Consider the following 17,372-nt stretch of genomic DNA (forward strand, 5'->3'; position numbering starts at 1 on the left):
CCCCTTTATTCTGCAAACTGTCTAATGATGTCTTTTACAATAAGGACTGCTTTATCCATTCCTTCTACCGTGATATGCTCAAATACGCCATGGAATGCATGTCCGCCCGTTCCAAGATTCGGACACGGAAGTCCTTTGAAGCTGAGTCTTGCACCGTCTGTTCCCCCACGGACCGGTGACACGATTGGTGTAATACCTGCATGCTCAATCGCTGCTTTTGCGTAATCGATCAGCTGCATGCACGGTTCAATCTTTTCGCGCATGTTGTAATAGGATTCTACAATCTCAACTTCCACTTTTCCTTCGCCGTACTTTTTATTCATCTCTTCTGCGATATCACGAAGTTTCTGTGCTCTTGCGTCAAAAGATTTGCGATCAAAATCACGGATAAAGTATTTCATCTTAGTCGTTGTCACATTTCCCTGCACGCTGACCAGATGATAGAATCCTTCATATCCTTCGGTTGTCTCCGGTCTTTCATTTACCGGAAGCATCTGGTGGATCTCGGTTGCAATGGTCTGTGAATTAACCATCACGTCTTTTGCTGATCCCGTATGTACGCTGACACCGTGAATGGTGATAAATGCAGTCGATGCATTGAAATTCTCGAACTGAATCTCGCCTTCCTCATCACCGTCCAAAGTGTAAGCATAGTCAGCACCAAAACCTTCCACATCAAAATGCTTTGCTCCTCTTGCAATCTCTTCATCCGGTGTAAATCCGATGCAGATCTTTCCATGCGGAAGTCCTTCTTTGATGATCTCTTCTGCCACGGTAAGAATCTCTGCGATTCCCGCCTTGTCATCTGCCCCAAGAAGTGTGGTTCCGTCAGTTGTAATCAGAGTTCTTCCCTTTAATTCTGCAAGGTACGGGAACTCATCTACTTTCAGAATATCTCCGGAACCTTTCAGGACAACGTCCTTCCCGTCATAATTCTCAATGATCTGTGGCTTTATATTTTCCCCTGATGCATCTGCCACAGTGTCCATATGCGCAACCAGACCAAGCGACGGCTTGTCTTCGCATCCAGGAGTTGCAGGGATGTGTCCATATACATATCCCTTGTCGTCCACTCTTGCATCTGCGATTCCAAGACCTTTCATCTCTTCTACAAGCATTCTTGCCAGTACCAGCTCTCTGTCTGCTGACGGGACAGTATCGCTTGTCTCATCACTGGTTGTCCATACCGGAACGTAGTTTAAAAATCTTTCGTAAGCTCTCATATTGTTAGGTTCTCCTTTGCTTTTCTTAGTTTCATTTTATTACATAAATTGTCGGATGTACATTGGCGAATGTCGACAATTTATGGGGCTTTATTTTGTTCAATATTTTTTAGGTCCTGGCTCTTCTTCGCAAAGATAAAAGCTTTCCACTTTTTCAGGGAGTGTATGTTTTCATTTGTTAATGAAGTTCTATACTTTCTTGTTCTTTAGTAAAATAACTACAGCATCAGTTCGTGGTAAACTTCGCCGTATAGGTTTTTCCATTTCGCGATACCGTCTTCCAGGATCATGTAACTGTGGGCGCTGTTTTCTTTTGGGATGGAAACGGAGCCTGGATTTAAGTAGAGGTTCTCGTTTCCGAATGGTTCCCAGGCCGGTACGTGGGTGTGACCGTGTAGGAGAATATCGCCTGGCTGCATTGGGATTGGGGTCATGACGTTATGATGGTGTCCATGGGTGGCGTAAATGATCCTGTTGCCGCACGGGATCACTGCATAATCTGCCATGATTGGAAAATCCAGTACCATCTGGTCTACCTCTGTGTCACAGTTTCCGCGTACACAGAATAATTTCTCTTTAACTTCATTTAACATTTTAATTACCTTTTTGGGTTCGTATTCCAGCGGAAGATCATTTCTTGGTCCATGATACAGGATGTCGCCCAGAAGTAACAGTCTGTCCGGACATTCTTTTTTCATCGCATCCAGCATTTCCAGACAATAATATGCGGATCCGTGAATATCTGATGCAATCATTAGTTTCATAACGTTCGTCTCCTTTTCTTCTATCTTTTTGGTAAATATTTCTGTTTCTGTAAATCTTTCATAATTATAAATAGGGGGATTGCGTAGCAACAGAAATGGAGCAATCTGGTATCATCATAAATATTCTGCCGTGACAGATTTCTCACTCTTTTTCATCTCAAACGGTGTACCGGCAAACAGCAGTCTTCCTCCGGCATCTCCTCCTTCTGGTCCTAATTCTACCACATAATCAGCGGATTTGATAAATTCTATGTTATGTTCAATAACAAAAATGGAATTCCCTTCATCCACCATCTGGTTCAGAAGCTTTAACAGACTCCGGACATTCTTGATATGCAATCCGTTTGTCGGCTCATCAAGAATGAAAATACGGTCTTTACTTCCGAGATAGGAAGCAAACTTCATTCGCTGCAACTCTCCGCCGGATAAAGTAGAAAGTGCCTGATTTAGGTGCAGATAAGAAAGTCCTACTTTTTCCAGAGGCTCCAGCGCTTCGCTGATCTTTGTTCCCCTGAAGAATTCCCCCGCCTGTGCAACAGTCAAATCCATCACTTCCGCAATATTCTTTCCATCTACTTCGTATTGCAAAACTTCTTTTGAATACCGAAGTCCTTTACACACATCACAGGTCGTCTCGATGTCATCCATAAATGCCATATCCGATACGATCACTCCTTTTCCCTTACATGCCGGACACTTTCCTGCGCCGTTAAAAGAAAACAAAGATGCCTTCTGACCGCACCGCTTTGCAAATATTTTCCGGATTTCATCTGCGACTCCCAGATAGGTCGCCGGAGTGGATCTGAGACTTGCACCTGCAGCGCGCTGGCTTACAAACACCACATCCTCTCCCATACTGCGGTAAAAGCTTTCCATCAGAGAACTTTTTCCGGATCCGGCAACACCAGCGATCACAACCAGATTTCCTATTGGAAATTCGATGGTAATGTCCTTCAGATTGTGAAGATGGATATGCTCCATCCGCCATATTCCTTTCGCTTCCCTTGCCTTTGCTTTTAGAGAAGTAGTAAGCCGCATCTCTTCTCCGGTCGGCGTATCACTCTTTAAAAGTTCCTTATAACTGCCTTCAAATAAAACTCTTCCACCGGCCATTCCCGGTTCCGGACCCATTTCCACAATGTGATCGGCCATCTCGATCATTTTCCGGTGATGCTCCACCAGAACAACCGTATTTCCACCATCTCTCAATTTTTCCAGTGCACGGCGCATCCGCTCAATATCATGATTATGAAGCCCTGCACTCGGTTCATCCAGAATATACAACAAATCAGAAAGCGAGGAATTCAGACATTTTGCAATCTTGCATCTCTGGATTTCTCCACCAGATAAAGTAGATAACCCTCTGTCCAGAGACAGATATCCCAGTCCGATATCTATAAGTGCAGACAGTTTGGTATGCAGTGTATCCTGAATATCTTTTGCAAGCGGATCTTCTATTTGGTCAATCCACGCACGCAGCTCGGATAATGGAAGTTTTATTACATCTGCAATATTTTTCCCGTCAATTTTGCAGGACAACACCTTCTGATTCAATCTTGCCCCATTACACTCCGGACAAACTCCATGACTGGTGATCGGATCCAATAACTCCCTGTGAAGTTTTCCTTCTTCCGAATTTAGGACACTGCGATACATCCGATGCACAAGACCTTCGTATTTCGCAGTTTTCGGCCAGCCTTCTGGCGGGTTTTTAAGACGTATCTGCGGTGAATACAAAAACAGTTCCAGTTCTTCTTCGGAATAGTCTTTAATCTTCTTATCCAGATCAAACAATCCGCTGTTTGCATAACGGATCCATCTCCACTGCCCCGGCTCAAATGCCACATAATGGATCACTCCGGCATCATTCAGACATTTATCAAAATCTACCAGCTTGTGTACATCCAGATCTGTCACTTCCCCAAGTCCGTTACACCGCAGGCAGCATCCCTGTGGATGATTGAATGAAAAGCTGTCCGAATAACCGACAAAAGGCTGTCCCACTCTGGAAAATAAAAGCCTCAGAAGGGTATAGGTATCCGTATAAGTTCCAACCGTCGACCGCTGATTCGGAGCCGGCTTTTTCTGATTGATCACAATTGCTGCCGGAAGATTCTCGATCCGTTCCACATGCGGTCTTCCGTATTTTGGAAGATACTGCTGTACAAAGCTTGGAAAAGTATCGTTTAATTCCCTGCGCGACTGCGCCGCAAGAGTATCCAGAACCAGCGAAGATTTCCCGGAACCTGATACTCCGGTAAATACTGTGATCTGATGCTTTGGTATCCGGATAGATACATTTTTCAGGTTATTCTCCGTCGCATGGTGAACAATAATCTCATTTGTTTCCATATATTTATATTCCTCTGTTCTACTCTTTCTACAGTAATTCCTGTATTTCTTATTGTATCTTTATCAAAAAAGAAAGTAAATAGCAAGTTTTGGTTGACTTTAGTGTGGTAGATTGATAATATAGTGACGTGACATTTTTTGAAAGTATATGAGGAGAGATTATTATGAAAAAAATAACAGCACTTGCACTTACTTCAGCAATGGTATTATCCCTTGCAGCATGCGGAGGTTCTTCCTCTGACACAAAAAAATCCGACAACTCAAAAAGCTCATCCGAAAGTGATATAGAATATATTCAGGATAAAGGAACTCTTGTAGTCGGAATCACAGATTTTGAGCCAATGGATTACAAAAACGATAAGGATGAATGGATTGGTTTTGACGCCGACATGGCAAAAGCATTTGCAAAAAGTCTTGGCGTAGATGCCGAATTTGTAGAAATTGACTGGGACAATAAAGTTATGGAACTTGACGGAAAAACAATCGACTGTGTATGGAACGGTATGACACTTACTGATGAAGTAACCAGCGCAATGGCATGCACATCCGCTTACTGTAACAATGCGCAGGTAGTGGTCGTTCCTTCTGATAAAGCAGACAAATATCAGGACAAAGACAGTCTTAAGGATCTTTCTTTTGCAGTTGAATCCGGAAGTGCCGGAGAAAAAGCTGTAAGCGGAGAAGGATATGACTACACTGCCGTTTCTTCACAGGCAGATGCCCTGATGGAAGTTGCAGCCGGAACCTCTGATGCTGCAGTCATCGACCTTCTGATGGCCGGTGCCATGGTCGGAAAAGGTACCGGATACGAAAATCTGACTCATACCGTTGAGCTTACTACCGAAAAATATGGTGTTGGATTCCGCAAAGGTTCCGACCTTGCAGACAAACTGAACGAATTCTTCAAGACAAGCTACAATGATGGTTCTATGAAGAAATGCGCTGAAACCTATGGGGTTCAGGATGCCATCATTGAGCAGAAATAATATTTAAGGCAGGAACTTTTTATGGATCTGATTATGAAACAAATGCCGGTCGTAGTGTCCGCACTAAATGTCGGCTTTTTACAAACTTTAAAATTATTTATTGTGACGCTGGTCGGTGCCCTTCCTCTCGGACTGGTCATTGCCTTTGGTTCCATGTCTCATTTCAAGCCTCTTAGCTGGCTTGCGAGACTGACCGTCTGGGTGATCCGTGGTACCCCGCTGATGATCCAGCTTCTGATCATCTACTATTTCCCCGGGCTGGTCTTACATAACCCGATCTGGGGTGGTGGTGAAGCAGGGCGTTTCCTTGCAGCAGCCGTATCTTTTATCATCAATTACGCCTGTTATTTTTCAGAAATCTACCGCGGTGGAATCCAGGGTGTTCCGGAAGGTCAGAAAGAAGCCGGTCTTGTACTTGGCATGACAAAGCATCAGATCTTTTTCAAGATCACACTCCTTCAGATGATCAAACGCATTGTACCACCGATGTCAAATGAAATCATCACCCTGGTAAAAGATACTTCTCTTGCACGTATTATCGCGCTGCAGGAGATCATCTGGGCAGGACAGGCATTTATGAAAGGCTCACATGGCATCTCCGGTGCTATCTGGCCGCTGTTCTTTACCGCTGTTTATTATCTTATTTTCAATGGTATCCTGACCGTTCTTCTCGGACGCCTTGAAAAGAAACTGGAATATTTCAGATAAGGAGAATTCATATTTATGCCAATCTTAGAAGTAGAACATATCAGTAAATCTTTTAATAAAACTCCTGTCTTAAAAGACGTTGGATTTAACCTGGAAAAAGGACAGGCTGTTTCCATCATCGGATCTTCCGGAAGTGGAAAGACAACGCTTCTCCGTTGCCTGAACTTTCTGGAACATCCGGATAACGGAATTATCCGGGTAAATGGCGAAACACTTTTTGATGCCTCTGTCCCGGCAACCACTCAGGAATCCGTGATCCGTAAAAAACGACTGCATTTTGGTCTGGTGTTCCAGAACTTTAATCTGTTTCCGCAGTATACCGCTCTGGAAAATGTAATGCTTGCCAAAAAACTTCTCGCCGCAGAGCAGCCGGATTTTAAAGAAAGAAAACGTGAAATCCTGACCGCCATCGAGGTACAGGCAAAGGTTCTTCTGACACAGATGGGGTTGGATAACCGGATGGACAATTATCCGCATCAGCTTTCCGGCGGACAATGCCAGCGAGTTGCTATTGCAAGGGCACTTGCCCTGCAACCGGACATCCTCTGTTTTGATGAGCCGACTTCTGCACTGGATCCGGAACTGACCGGAGAAGTATTAAAAGTTATCCGCGAGCTTGCCGACCAGAATACGACGATGATCATTGTAACCCATGAGATGGCATTTGCACGCGACGTTGCCGATCATGTGATCTTTATGGACGACGGACGCATCGTTGAACAGGGTGATCCGCGTCAGGTGTTTGAAAATCCAAGTGAAGAGAGAACAAAACAGTTTCTTTCGCGTTTTCATGAAGGATAACATGCATTTTTACCGAACCTCATTTTCATTGACTTTCCCTCTGCCGCACCTTATACTTAAAAGTAATGACTTAAGAAACGGGGGAAATATTCTATGTCAAAATCTTCAGCCAAACTGATGACCGAAGGCTCCATCTGGAAGCGTATCGTTGCTTTTGCGATCCCGCTTTTTTGGGGAAACCTTTTTCAGCAGCTATATAACACCGCCGACTCTCTGATCGTTGGAAATTTTCTTGGAAGCTCTGCGCTTGCCGCTGTCAGCTCTTCCGGTAATCTGATCTTTCTTATGGTCGGTCTTTTTAATGGAATCGCCATCGGATCCGGTGTCATCGTCGCCAAATATTACGGTGCCAGAGACATTCCGAATCTGCAAAAATCCATCCATACAACCGTTGGCTTCGGACTGATCTGCGGCGTGATCCTTACCATTGTCGGTATCATTGCCGCACCACAGATCCTGGTACTTATGGGAACACCGGAGGCGGTACTTCCAAACTCAATTACTTATTTCCGGATCTACTTTACCGGCTCACTTGCCTTTGTCATGTACAACTTCTTTGTCGGCATTCTGCAGTCCGTCGGTGACAGTACCCATCCTCTGATCTACTTAATCGTTTCTTCGGTAACGAATATCATTCTTGACCTTGTACTGATCGCAGGTCTTGGATTTGGTGTAGGTGCTGCCGCTTTTGCAACTGTCATTTCACAGTTTTTAAGTGCTATTCTCTGTATGGTACAGCTGCTTCACAGTCCGGAGGAGTTTCGGCTTCATCTGAACCGGATCAATCTGGATTCCTATATGCTCCGCCAGATCATTTCTTATGGTCTGCCAGCAGGACTCCAGAACTCGATCATTTCCCTGGCAAATGTATTCGTCCAGGCAAATATCAACCAGTTTGGGGAAATGGCGGTTGCCGGATGTGGGGCTTATATGAAGATCCAGGGATTTGGGTTCCTTCCGATCACCTGTTTTGCTCTGGCACTTACTACTTTTATCAGTCAGAATCTGGGAGCAAAAGAATATGACCGTGCTAAAAAGGGCGCTGTATTCGGTGTGATCTGCTCTCTTACGATCTCTGAGCTGATCGGTATCTGCGTGCATTTTACCGCTCCACAGCTTCTGTCTGCTTTCAGTTCCACCGCAGAGGTTATCCACTACGGAGCCATGCAGGCACACACGGACACCTTTTTCTACTTCCTGCTTGCTTTTTCACACTGTATGGCAGGAATCATGCGCGGAGCCGGTAAATCCACAGTCCCGATGTATGTTATGCTGGTATGCTGGTGTCTGATCCGCGTTTCTTATATCGTGATCATTTTAAAATTCATCCCGTCCATTCAGATGATCTTCTGGGCTTACCCGATGACCTGGGCGCTCAGTTCCATTGCTTTTCTGATTTATTTCCTAAAGTCAGACTGGATACACGGACTAGAAAGATAAATTTCACAAATTTATACTTGACTCATCGTATACAAAAAACCATTACAGGATCTGATTAAATCACATCTCTCCTGCAATGGTTTTCTTTTATCCTAACCTACATACAGTTTCTCACTGCTGTATCCGTTTTATTTCCATTATTTATCCATTTATATTTCCGTTTCGCCAAGAATACGGAAATGTTTCCTGTCTACTTCGATCAGCCTATCTTTCTGCATCTTCCCAAGCTCATTTGACATCGCGGACCTGTCTACATTCAGATAATCTGCAAGCTGCTGCCGGTTGAACGGGATATCAAATTCTTTCTTTCCGTTTTCCATAGCCTGATAAGATAGATACGACAGCAGTCTTCCCCGGATCGATTTTGATGAAATATGAAAAATCCGTTTCGACAGACGGAGATTCTTCTCTGCGGAAAGCTTCAGCAGATTTTCAATTAACGTATGATGAAACACACACGAATTGGAACAGACTTTCAGTATCCTTCCCACATCAAGAAACAAAATTCTTGCCTCTTCTGCCGCAACTACATTGACCATCAGCTTCTGCCTCGGAATCGCTGCATATGTTTCTGCAAAAATCTCGCCTCTTCCGGCCCGGTCCAGAATGCTGTGATTCCCCCAGATATCATCATTCTCAATGAACACGCTGCCGGAAAGAACCACGCCCATTGAAGTAACCTCATCCCCGGCATGGTAAATGATTTCATCTTTTTTATAAGTCTTTTCTACCGGATTCAGACAGTTCAGCATCTGTCTGGCGTCCTCCTTCGTGACGCCCCGGAAAATTGCTGCCTCCTCAAATATGCCCATTTTCTGCTACTCCTCAATTCTCAATGCATTTCTGTCCGCTTTTTAACCAAATCAAAAAGCAAAACAAATTACGAATATCCACCTGACTTTATTTCCCAAAGTTATTTTTTTCGTTTCTTTCTCTGATATATTCTGCGTAGTCCATCTTCTGTCTCCTTTTGCAATCTTGTTTTTATAACCTTTTCGTCTTAGTATGTGCCCAGATTTCTCCATTACTATACCATTCATGCTTTTGGCACTTACACCATCTTACTATATTTTTGCAGAATCGGCAAATCTGTTCTGTTTATCTCAGCCGGATAAAACAACATTCTCTATAGACATTCATTCAATAAGATTTTTAAACTCAATCGTTTCCAACCTATACAAAAAACGGAGAACAAGATTTTTCAAAGTTGTACATGACTTGAACAATCTCGTTCTCCGGTTAATATCTTATGATTTCCTGTTCCCTGACATAACCTCACATTTGTCAGATTCTGCGTCTATTCTATAAACATCGCATCCCCAAAGCTGAAGAATCGATATCTCTCTTTAACTGCTTCTTCATATGCCGCAAGCACATGCTCTCTTCCGGCAAGCGCACTTACCAGCATGATCAGCGTTGACTCCGGTAAATGGAAGTTCGTGATCAGGCAGTCCAGTACCTTGAATTTATAGCCCGGATAGATGAAAATCTCTGTCCATCCACTGCACTCTTTTAACTTTCCGTTTTCATCAGCCGCAGATTCTACGGTCCGGCAGCTTGTCGTTCCGACGCAGATCACCCGGTGTCCGCTCTCTTTTGCACGGTTGATCTTTTCTGCCTCAGATGCCTCGATCCGGTAGAATTCCGAATGCATATGGTGATCCAGAATATCATCCGCTTTTACCGGACGGAAAGTTCCAAGTCCGACATGAAGCGTTACATGCGCAATCTCCACACCTTCTGCTTTGATTTCTTCCAGAAGCTCCGGTGTAAAATGCAGTCCTGCCGTCGGAGCAGCCGCAGATCCGGAATGCTTTGCATACACGGTCTGGTAACGATTCTTGTCCTCCAGCTGGTGGGTGATGTAAGGCGGAAGCGGCATCTGTCCAAGCTGATCCAGAATCTCTTCAAAAATTCCTTCGTATTCAAAATGGATCAGACGGTTTCCTTCCTCTACAACCTCCAGAACTTCCCCTTTCAGAAGACCGTCCCCGAAGCTGACTCTTGCTCCGGGTTTCATCTTCTTTCCTGGTTTTACAAGTGTTTCCCAGACATCATTTCCTTTTCGTTTTAAAAGAAGAACTTCGACTTTTCCGCCGGTTCCTTCTTTTTCACCGATCAGTCTTGCCGGGATAACCTTGGTATCATTGATCACAAGGCAGTCTCCCGGTTTGAGATAATCTTTGATCTCACGGAAAATGTGATGACTGGTTGCACCGGTTTTTTTATCAAGAACAAGCAGTCTGGAACTGGATCTGTCTTCAAGCGGATCCTGCGCGATCAGCTCTTCCGGTAAATCAAAATAAAAATCCTGTCGTTTCATTCTTTTGACCTCTTTTCGCCTACTTACGAAGCTCGATACCCATTTCCTCCAGTGCCTTTAAGATACGGTTCATAGCAGCTGAAATGTCAGCTTCTTCCAGAGTCTTATCTTTTGCACGGAATGTGATAGAGTAAGCAACAGACTTGAAGCCTGCCTTGATCTGAGCGCCTTCATAGATATCGAACAGCTTATAGCTTTCCAGATAAGCGCCACCCTTGTTCTCGATCACTTCTTCAACCTGTCCTACCAGGATGGATTTTGGCATTACCATACTGATATCACGGCTGACTGCCGGGTATTTTGCAATTCCTTCGTATTTTCTGTCAAATGTTGCAAGTTCTGTGATCTGTGGCATATCAATGACAGCAACGTATGCTCTTTCACCGATTCCATAGATATCAGCAACTTCCGGATGAACCTCACCCATGTATCCGACAACCTTTCCATCGTAAACGATGTTTGCCTGACGTCCCGGATGAAGGAAGTTCTTTCCTGCATTTGGATCATAGGTTTCTTTCTTATGAAGTCCGACTTTTTCAAAGAACTCTTCTACAACACCTTTCATACTGAAGAAGTCTCCATCTCCGTACATTCCAAGTGTAAACTGCATTCTTTCGTCCGGCAGTTCTGTCAGTGGAAGTGCCTTTGGAAGATAAATATTTCCAAGCTCGTACAGACGGACATTTTTATTTCTTCTGTTGTAGTTTGTTGCAAGAGATGTCAGCATACCATTCAGAGATGTTGTACGCATGACACTGTAATCTTCTCCAAGCGGGTTCATGATCTGGATTGCCTGACGCATCGGATCATCCTTGTCGAGGAGGAGCTTGTCAAATACCTTCGGGCTTTCAAATGAATAAGTCATTCCCTGACTGAATCCACAGAATTCTGCAATATTTCTTGCTACTTCTTCCACACGAAGCTTGAAAGAAAGCTTACCAGTTGTAGCTTCACCTGTAGGCAGTGTAGTCGGGATATTATCATATCCGTAGAATCTTGCTACTTCCTCCGCAAGATCGGCGATACGGAATAAGTCATGACGGAAGGTTGGTGCGATCACTTCTTTTGCTTCTGCATCATATTCCAGGTCGATCTTTTCAAAATATTTAATCATATCTTCTTCCGGGATGTCTGTTCCGAGAAGTGCATTGATCTTGTCGGCATCAAATGGTACACGTACAGGTTCTTTTTTCTTGCTGTATACATCAACCATTCCTCCGACAACTTCACCGGCTCCCATTTCTTCGATCAGCTGGCAGGCACGGTTGATTGCATCCTCTGCATTATTCGGATCCAGTCCCTTTTCAAATTTACCGGATGCATCAGTACGAAGTCCGACTTTCTTGCTGGATTTACGGATGTTGGTTCCATCGAAGCATGCAGCTTCAAATAACATGGTCTGTACATTGTCAGTGATCATGGAATTTTCGCCACCCATGATTCCGGCAATACCTACCGCTTTTTCGCCATCACAGATCATCAGAACAGAATCATCCATTTCTCTTTCCTGACCATCCAGTGTTACGAATTTTTCTCCTTTTTGGGCATTGCGGACGATGATCTGATGACCTGCGATGGTATCCAGATCATAAGCATGCATTGGCTGTCCGTATTCTTCCATTACATAGTTTGTGATATCAACAAGGTTGTTGATCGGACGGATTCCTACGGAAGAAAGTCTTCTCTGCATCCATTTCGGTGAAGGTCCGATCTTGATATTTTTTACGACTCTTGCACAGTAACGTGGGCAAAGGTCTGTATTTTCTACTTTTACTTTGATGTAATCATTGACATCTTCATCATTTCCGGTTGATGTTACAACCGGTGGCTTGAATTCTTTGTGGAATGTAGCTGCAACTTCTCTTGCGATACCAACCACGCTGAAGCAGTCTACACGGTTGGAGGTGATCTCGTATTCAAATACGACATCATCCAGTCCGAGTGCCTTTACTGCACTTTCTCCGACAACTGCGTCATCATCAAAAATGTAGATTCCATATTCCGGTGCTTCCGGATACATATTTCTGTCTGAACCAAGTTCTTCGATGGAACACATCATTCCGTAGCTGTCGACTCCACGGAGTTTTCCTTTTTTGATCTTGATTCCGCCTTCTACTCTCTGCCCAGGCTCATGTCCGCCCGCAACGCGTCCGCCATCCAGAACAACCGGTACCTTGTCTCCTTCTTTTACGTTCGGAGCACCTGTAACAATCTGTACGGTCTCTGTTCCTACATTTACCTGACAGATGATCAGTTTATCTGCGTCCGGATGTTTCTCAATTTTCTCAATCTGTCCTACTACGATCTTGTCCAGATCAGCATCCAGCTTTGTAAAACCTTCTACTTTTGTTCCGGAAAGAGTCATTGCATCTGTATATTCCTGCGCTGTTACGTCAAGATCCGGAACATACGCTTTAATCCATGATAATGAAGTATCCATTTTATATCTCCTTCTGATTTGTTTATATATTTCTCTTATTCAGTCTCCAAAATCCAGCATCTTTCGATGCTGCCGCAGCTCTTCGCACTGCTCTCTGATTTTGTCGTGCTCACTAGAACTGTTTCAGGAATCTGATATCGTTCTCGTAGAGGAGGCGCATGTCGTCGATCTCGTATTTGAGAAGGGCGATCCTTTCAAGTCCTACTCCGAATGCAAATCCAGTGTATTCTTCCGGATCGATTCCGCACATTTCGAGTACGTGTGGGTGAACCATACCACAGCCGAGGATTTCAATCCATCCTGATCCTTTACAGAAACGGCAGCCTTTTCCGCCACACTTGAAGCATGATACGTCTACTTCTGCACTTGGCTCTGTGAATGGGAAATGATGCGGACGGAATTTTGTCTTGGTATCCGGTCCGAAAAGTTCTTTTGCAAATACTTCCAGAGTTCCCTTTAAGTCAGCAAAGGAAATATTTTTATCGATTACCAGTCCTTCGATCTGATGGAAGGATGGTGAATGGGTTGCATCCACTTCGTCAGAACGGAATACTCGTCCCGGTGCGATCATACGGATCGGGAGCTTGCCCTGTTCCATCACACGTGCCTGAACCGGTGATGTCTGGGTACGAAGCACGATGTCTTTGTTGATATAGAATGTATCCTGTTCATCTTTTGCCGGATGATCTGCAGGAATATTCAGTTTTTCAAAGTTGTAAAGGTCATATTCTACTTCCGGTCCTTCCACAACTTCGTATCCCATACCGATGAAGATACGCTCTACTTCTTCCAGAGCGATCGTATTCGGATGACGATGACCTACTGTATTTTTCTTGGAAGGAAGTGTTACGTCAATAACTTCCTGTTTTAATTTTTCTTCACGGATTGCAGCATCCATTTTCTTCTTTGTCTCATCAAGAAGTTCTTCGATAGCAGCTCTTGTCTCATTCACAAGCTGTCCTACCTTCGGACGTTCTTCCGGAGCTACATCTTTCATTCCTTTTAATACGGCTGTCAGTTCTCCTTTTTTACCAAGGAATTTGACACGTACATCATTTAATTTCTCCGGTACATCAGAAGCCTGGATCTGCTTAATGGCTTCCTGTTTGATGCTCTCAAGTCTTTCTTTCATGATATCCTCCTTAAAACTTGTTTTGGCTATTCATTTGCGACTATAACAGGAAATAAAATTTCCTGTGGAAGAAAAAAGAATGTGCCTTGGCACATTCTGGCACCTGCGGCGATCGCTTGTGACATCTTCCTTATACGCCGCAGTGCACATCCTCGCGGAGCGTTTTTATATATTAGGAAAGAACACTTTCCTAATATATAAAAAAATCGCCCCTAAAAAGGGACGAGATAAATCGCGGTACCACCCTGTTTCCTGCTATTTGAATAACAGGCACTCGGACTGCGTAACGTGCAGGGACGTCGTTTTCTACTTTATTTTCAAAAACGCAGCTCACGTGGGAAATTCGTTTCCTGCCTGAACCGGGGAGAACTTACAGCCGGGGATTCTCCTTCTCTGTCGGAAAACAGTTCACTACTTACACGGTCATTGCTTTTATGATATGTCATATACTTAATTATTGTAACATATGATTTTTTTATGTCAAGCGGTTTTATCCGATAGATTCACCGTTTATCTACGCAAAATCATATTCCGGAACCTGGATGCTGCTTTTTGCAGAACTAATCCTTTTCCAGGATATCCCGCTTTGCATCTACCCAGATACAGTTAATAAGCCCTCCCAGCAGCATCACATACATACAAAAATACAGCCACAGCATCACAAGAATGATCGCCGTCATACTTCCGTACAGACCGGAAAATCCTTTGAAGATTGTCAGATACATTGAAAAAACAAACGAGATCACCAGCCATCCCAGAGAACAGAAAATAGATCCCAGAATCAAATCCCGGAACGGAAGCTTTCGGTTCGGCAAAAAGTGATATACCAGAAGCGAAATTCCAGTCATAACAACAAATGAAATCACTGTTCTCAAACGCATGATCATATCCGTCGTCTCCGCAAGAAACGGAATTTTGTGATATATAAAAATACTGATATTATTACCAAACACAGAAAGTACCAGAGCCATCACAATTGCTGCAATGAACAGGATCGTATAGATGGATGCCCGGATTCTTAAAAATACATAATTTCGTGTCTCACGAAGCTCATATGCACAGTTCAGTCCTGTACTAACCGCAAGTACTCCTTTACCTGCTGACCACAGTGCTACAATCGCAGTGATCGGAATGACCGTCTTCGACTGGTTATATACTTCATTTACAATGCCAACCATAAAATCCTGCATATTTGTCTCCGGAAACAAATTTACCACTGCAGTCATAACATCTGCTTTTGTCACCGGAGTATATTGTATGATAGCAAGAAGCAGCAAAATAATCGGGATCATACTCAGCACAAAAAAATAAGCAGACTGGGCCGCGTATGCTCCCACATGCTTTTGTGACACCTGCCCTGTAATTTCCCGAATCTTGTTTATCGTTTTCATCATATAATAACTCCATTTATCTTATCGGCAGTTTCATTTTTCAAAATAGTTTATCACATTTTCACTTCTTTGAAAACCCAAAAAAACAGTTGCTCTCGCAACTGTCCTTTATCTTTTGTAGTCCCCCGAAATGCCGTTTTCCGTTTTTTGACTCCTAGCACTCCGCTAGGTGGGCGACCGCATCTGCTTTTCTGCCTTCCCCTGCGCAATGAGGGCCTGACATATTACAGAGATATAAGAATCCCGTTTAAAGTATTGTAGGTTCAAAAATACGGAAGTCTCGAACATTCCAGGTTTTCTAAAGCCTATTATAGACCATCAGCCGTGTTTTTTCAACTGTTAATCGTTGAAGATATTTACTTTTTTTACCAGAAATTAAAATACGTTTAACGTACCCATTTCCCGCTTTTTCCACCGGACTTTTCAAGCAGATGGATTTCTCTGATCTCCATTCCCCGGTCAACCGCCTTGCACATATCATAGATTGTAAGAAGAGCGGTATTTACCCCAGTCAGTGCTTCCATTTCCACACCGGTCCTGCCAGTACATGCCGTGTGGCAGATTGCCCGGATCCCATGCTCTTCTTCCAGATATTCAAAATCAATCTCGACTTTGGTAAGGTTTAACAGATGGCACAGCGGAATCAGTTCTGCTGTCTTTTTTGCACCCATGATCCCGGCAATTCTTGCTACGCCAAGAACATCTCCTTTTTTCATGCTGCCTTCCTTTACTTTCTGAAAGCATTCTTCCGACATGCGGATCACCCCGGATGCAAGTGCTTCTCTTTTTGTCTCAGCCTTTTCCCCCACATCTACCATCACTGCATTACCATCTTCGTTAAAATGTGTAAATCCACTCATGATTTTTAACCTCTTTATTTTCTGGCACATTCGCCTTCTGTTCCCCGGAGGATTCCAAGCCCATGTCCAAGTTCAGGAAGCAGAAACTCCAGTGCTTCCTGTACTGCTTTGGGACTTCCCGGGAGATTGATGATCAGCGTTTTTTTTCGGATACCTGATACAGCTCTGCTGAACATAGCACGCTTTGTGATCGTCATCGAATAATTCCGGATTGCCTCTGCTATTCCGTTTGCCATTCGGTCACAGACATTTACCGTCGCCTCCGGTGTCCGGTCCCGCTCGGAGAATCCTGTTCCTCCGGTGGTGAAGATCACATTAAGCTGTCTCTGATCAGCTAGTCTGATCAGCTCTTTTTCCAGTTTTTTCTGCTCATCCGGTAATAAAATCGTTTCTTTAATATCATATCCGGCATCTTTCAACATTTCGACAATCATGGGTCCGCTTTTGTCTTCTCGTTCTCCGACAGAGCCTTTATCACTTAAAGTAATAACTGCCGCTGAAAATGGACGGTCACTTTTCACCTGTTCCATGACAACTTCATCTCCTACCTTGATATGACCTCCGGTGACGACTTCTGCAAAGACGCCCTCTCTTGGCATAATGCAGTCACCCATTCTCTTATAAATCTGACAATGACTGTGGCATTCTTTTCCAATCTGTGTCATCTCAAGTACCACATCTCCGATATGAAATCTTGTTCCAACCGGAAGCGCGCGAAAATCAAATCCTTCCACGATCAGATTTTCACCAAATGCACCATACGCAACTTCTGCCCCTTTTGCACGAAATTCCTGAATCTTTTCATCGGAAAGCAGACTGATCTGACGATGCCATTTTCCACCGTGCGCATCTCCTTCAATCCCCCAGTCCATTTTGACCATGGCTTCACGAACCTCATGTTTTTCGGTTCCTCTCTTTTCACTGATGCAGATTCCCTTCAGTCTTCCCATTT

General features: G+C 43.9%; 14 protein-coding genes, 1 other RNA gene and 1 other annotated feature. Of the genes, 4 read left to right on the top strand and 11 right to left on the bottom strand.

The window, feature by feature from the left end; all coding sequences use genetic code 11:
* Positions 1-5 precede the first annotated feature (5 nt).
* The 3 genes from pepT to PG840_RS06490 all read right to left on the bottom strand — a co-directional run bounded on the left by pepT (position 6) and on the right by PG840_RS06490 (position 4,339).
* Positions 6-1,223, bottom strand: coding sequence for a peptidase T (gene pepT / locus PG840_RS06480; protein WP_117834411.1), 1,218 nt, complete (start codon positions 1,221-1,223; stop codon positions 6-8).
* 218 nt (positions 1,224-1,441) lie between these two features.
* A complete protein-coding gene (gene yfcE, locus PG840_RS06485; RefSeq protein ID WP_117834413.1) occupies positions 1,442-1,987 on the bottom strand; it encodes a phosphodiesterase in 546 nt (181 codons plus the stop codon).
* A 114-nt stretch (positions 1,988-2,101) separates the two neighbouring features.
* On the bottom strand, positions 2,102-4,339 hold the full coding sequence (locus PG840_RS06490; protein ID WP_270205350.1) for an excinuclease ABC subunit UvrA: 2,238 nt from the start codon (positions 4,337-4,339) through the stop codon (positions 2,102-2,104).
* Positions 4,340-4,503: 164 nt separating this feature from the next.
* Here PG840_RS06490 and PG840_RS06495 point away from each other — a divergent pair, with 164 nt between their 5' ends.
* The 4 genes from PG840_RS06495 to PG840_RS06510 all read left to right on the top strand — a co-directional run bounded on the left by PG840_RS06495 (position 4,504) and on the right by PG840_RS06510 (position 8,274).
* Positions 4,504-5,325 carry a transporter substrate-binding domain-containing protein gene (locus tag PG840_RS06495; RefSeq protein WP_270613435.1) on the top strand — a complete coding sequence of 274 codons (822 nt, stop codon included), beginning with the start codon at positions 4,504-4,506 and terminating at the stop codon, positions 5,323-5,325.
* Between the two features lie 21 nt (positions 5,326-5,346).
* Positions 5,347-6,033 (top strand): amino acid ABC transporter permease, encoded by a 687-nt coding sequence (locus PG840_RS06500; protein ID WP_117555754.1) that lies wholly within the window; start codon positions 5,347-5,349, stop codon positions 6,031-6,033.
* 15 nt (positions 6,034-6,048) lie between these two features.
* Positions 6,049-6,834: an amino acid ABC transporter ATP-binding protein gene (locus PG840_RS06505; RefSeq protein WP_022220749.1), complete on the top strand. Its 786-nt coding sequence runs from the start codon at positions 6,049-6,051 to the stop codon at positions 6,832-6,834.
* Positions 6,835-6,927: 93 nt separating this feature from the next.
* Positions 6,928-8,274, top strand: coding sequence for an MATE family efflux transporter (locus tag PG840_RS06510; protein ID WP_173825609.1), 1,347 nt, complete (start codon positions 6,928-6,930; stop codon positions 8,272-8,274).
* A 149-nt stretch (positions 8,275-8,423) separates the two neighbouring features.
* Here the strand turns inward: PG840_RS06510 and PG840_RS06515 are convergent, their stop codons facing one another.
* The 8 genes from PG840_RS06515 to PG840_RS06550 all read right to left on the bottom strand — a co-directional run bounded on the left by PG840_RS06515 (position 8,424) and on the right by PG840_RS06550 (position 17,370).
* A complete protein-coding gene (locus PG840_RS06515; RefSeq protein ID WP_195501964.1) occupies positions 8,424-9,086 on the bottom strand; it encodes a Crp/Fnr family transcriptional regulator in 663 nt (220 codons plus the stop codon).
* A 485-nt stretch (positions 9,087-9,571) separates the two neighbouring features.
* A complete protein-coding gene (queA, locus tag PG840_RS06520; RefSeq protein ID WP_008371840.1) occupies positions 9,572-10,597 on the bottom strand; it encodes a tRNA preQ1(34) S-adenosylmethionine ribosyltransferase-isomerase QueA in 1,026 nt (341 codons plus the stop codon).
* A gap of 19 nt (positions 10,598-10,616) precedes the next feature.
* Entirely contained in the window at positions 10,617-13,037 is a 2,421-nt protein-coding gene (gene pheT / locus PG840_RS06525; protein WP_270205348.1) for a phenylalanine--tRNA ligase subunit beta, read from the bottom strand.
* Between the two features lie 112 nt (positions 13,038-13,149).
* The gene (gene pheS / locus PG840_RS06530) at positions 13,150-14,169 is read right to left on the bottom strand and encodes a phenylalanine--tRNA ligase subunit alpha (RefSeq protein WP_008371846.1); all 1,020 of its coding nucleotides are present in this window, start codon (positions 14,167-14,169) and stop codon (positions 13,150-13,152) included.
* A gap of 215 nt (positions 14,170-14,384) precedes the next feature.
* Positions 14,385-14,605, bottom strand: a binding site (T-box leader).
* Between the two features lie 124 nt (positions 14,606-14,729).
* Positions 14,730-15,563, bottom strand: coding sequence for a YihY/virulence factor BrkB family protein (locus PG840_RS06535; protein WP_082421134.1), 834 nt, complete (start codon positions 15,561-15,563; stop codon positions 14,730-14,732).
* 115 nt (positions 15,564-15,678) lie between these two features.
* Positions 15,679-15,859, bottom strand: a non-coding RNA gene (gene ssrS / locus PG840_RS06540) — 6S RNA.
* An 87-nt stretch (positions 15,860-15,946) separates the two neighbouring features.
* Complete coding sequence (gene moaC, locus PG840_RS06545; protein ID WP_055246514.1) at positions 15,947-16,420, bottom strand: cyclic pyranopterin monophosphate synthase MoaC; 474 nt, start codon at positions 16,418-16,420, stop codon at positions 15,947-15,949.
* A gap of 14 nt (positions 16,421-16,434) precedes the next feature.
* The gene (locus PG840_RS06550) at positions 16,435-17,370 is read right to left on the bottom strand and encodes an MOSC domain-containing protein (protein ID WP_195501966.1); all 936 of its coding nucleotides are present in this window, start codon (positions 17,368-17,370) and stop codon (positions 16,435-16,437) included.
* Positions 17,371-17,372 lie beyond the last annotated feature (2 nt).

It is taken from the genome of Coprococcus sp. AM97-35 (assembly GCF_027697525.1).
GTDB lineage: Bacteria > Bacillota > Clostridia > Lachnospirales > Lachnospiraceae > Allocoprococcus > Allocoprococcus comes.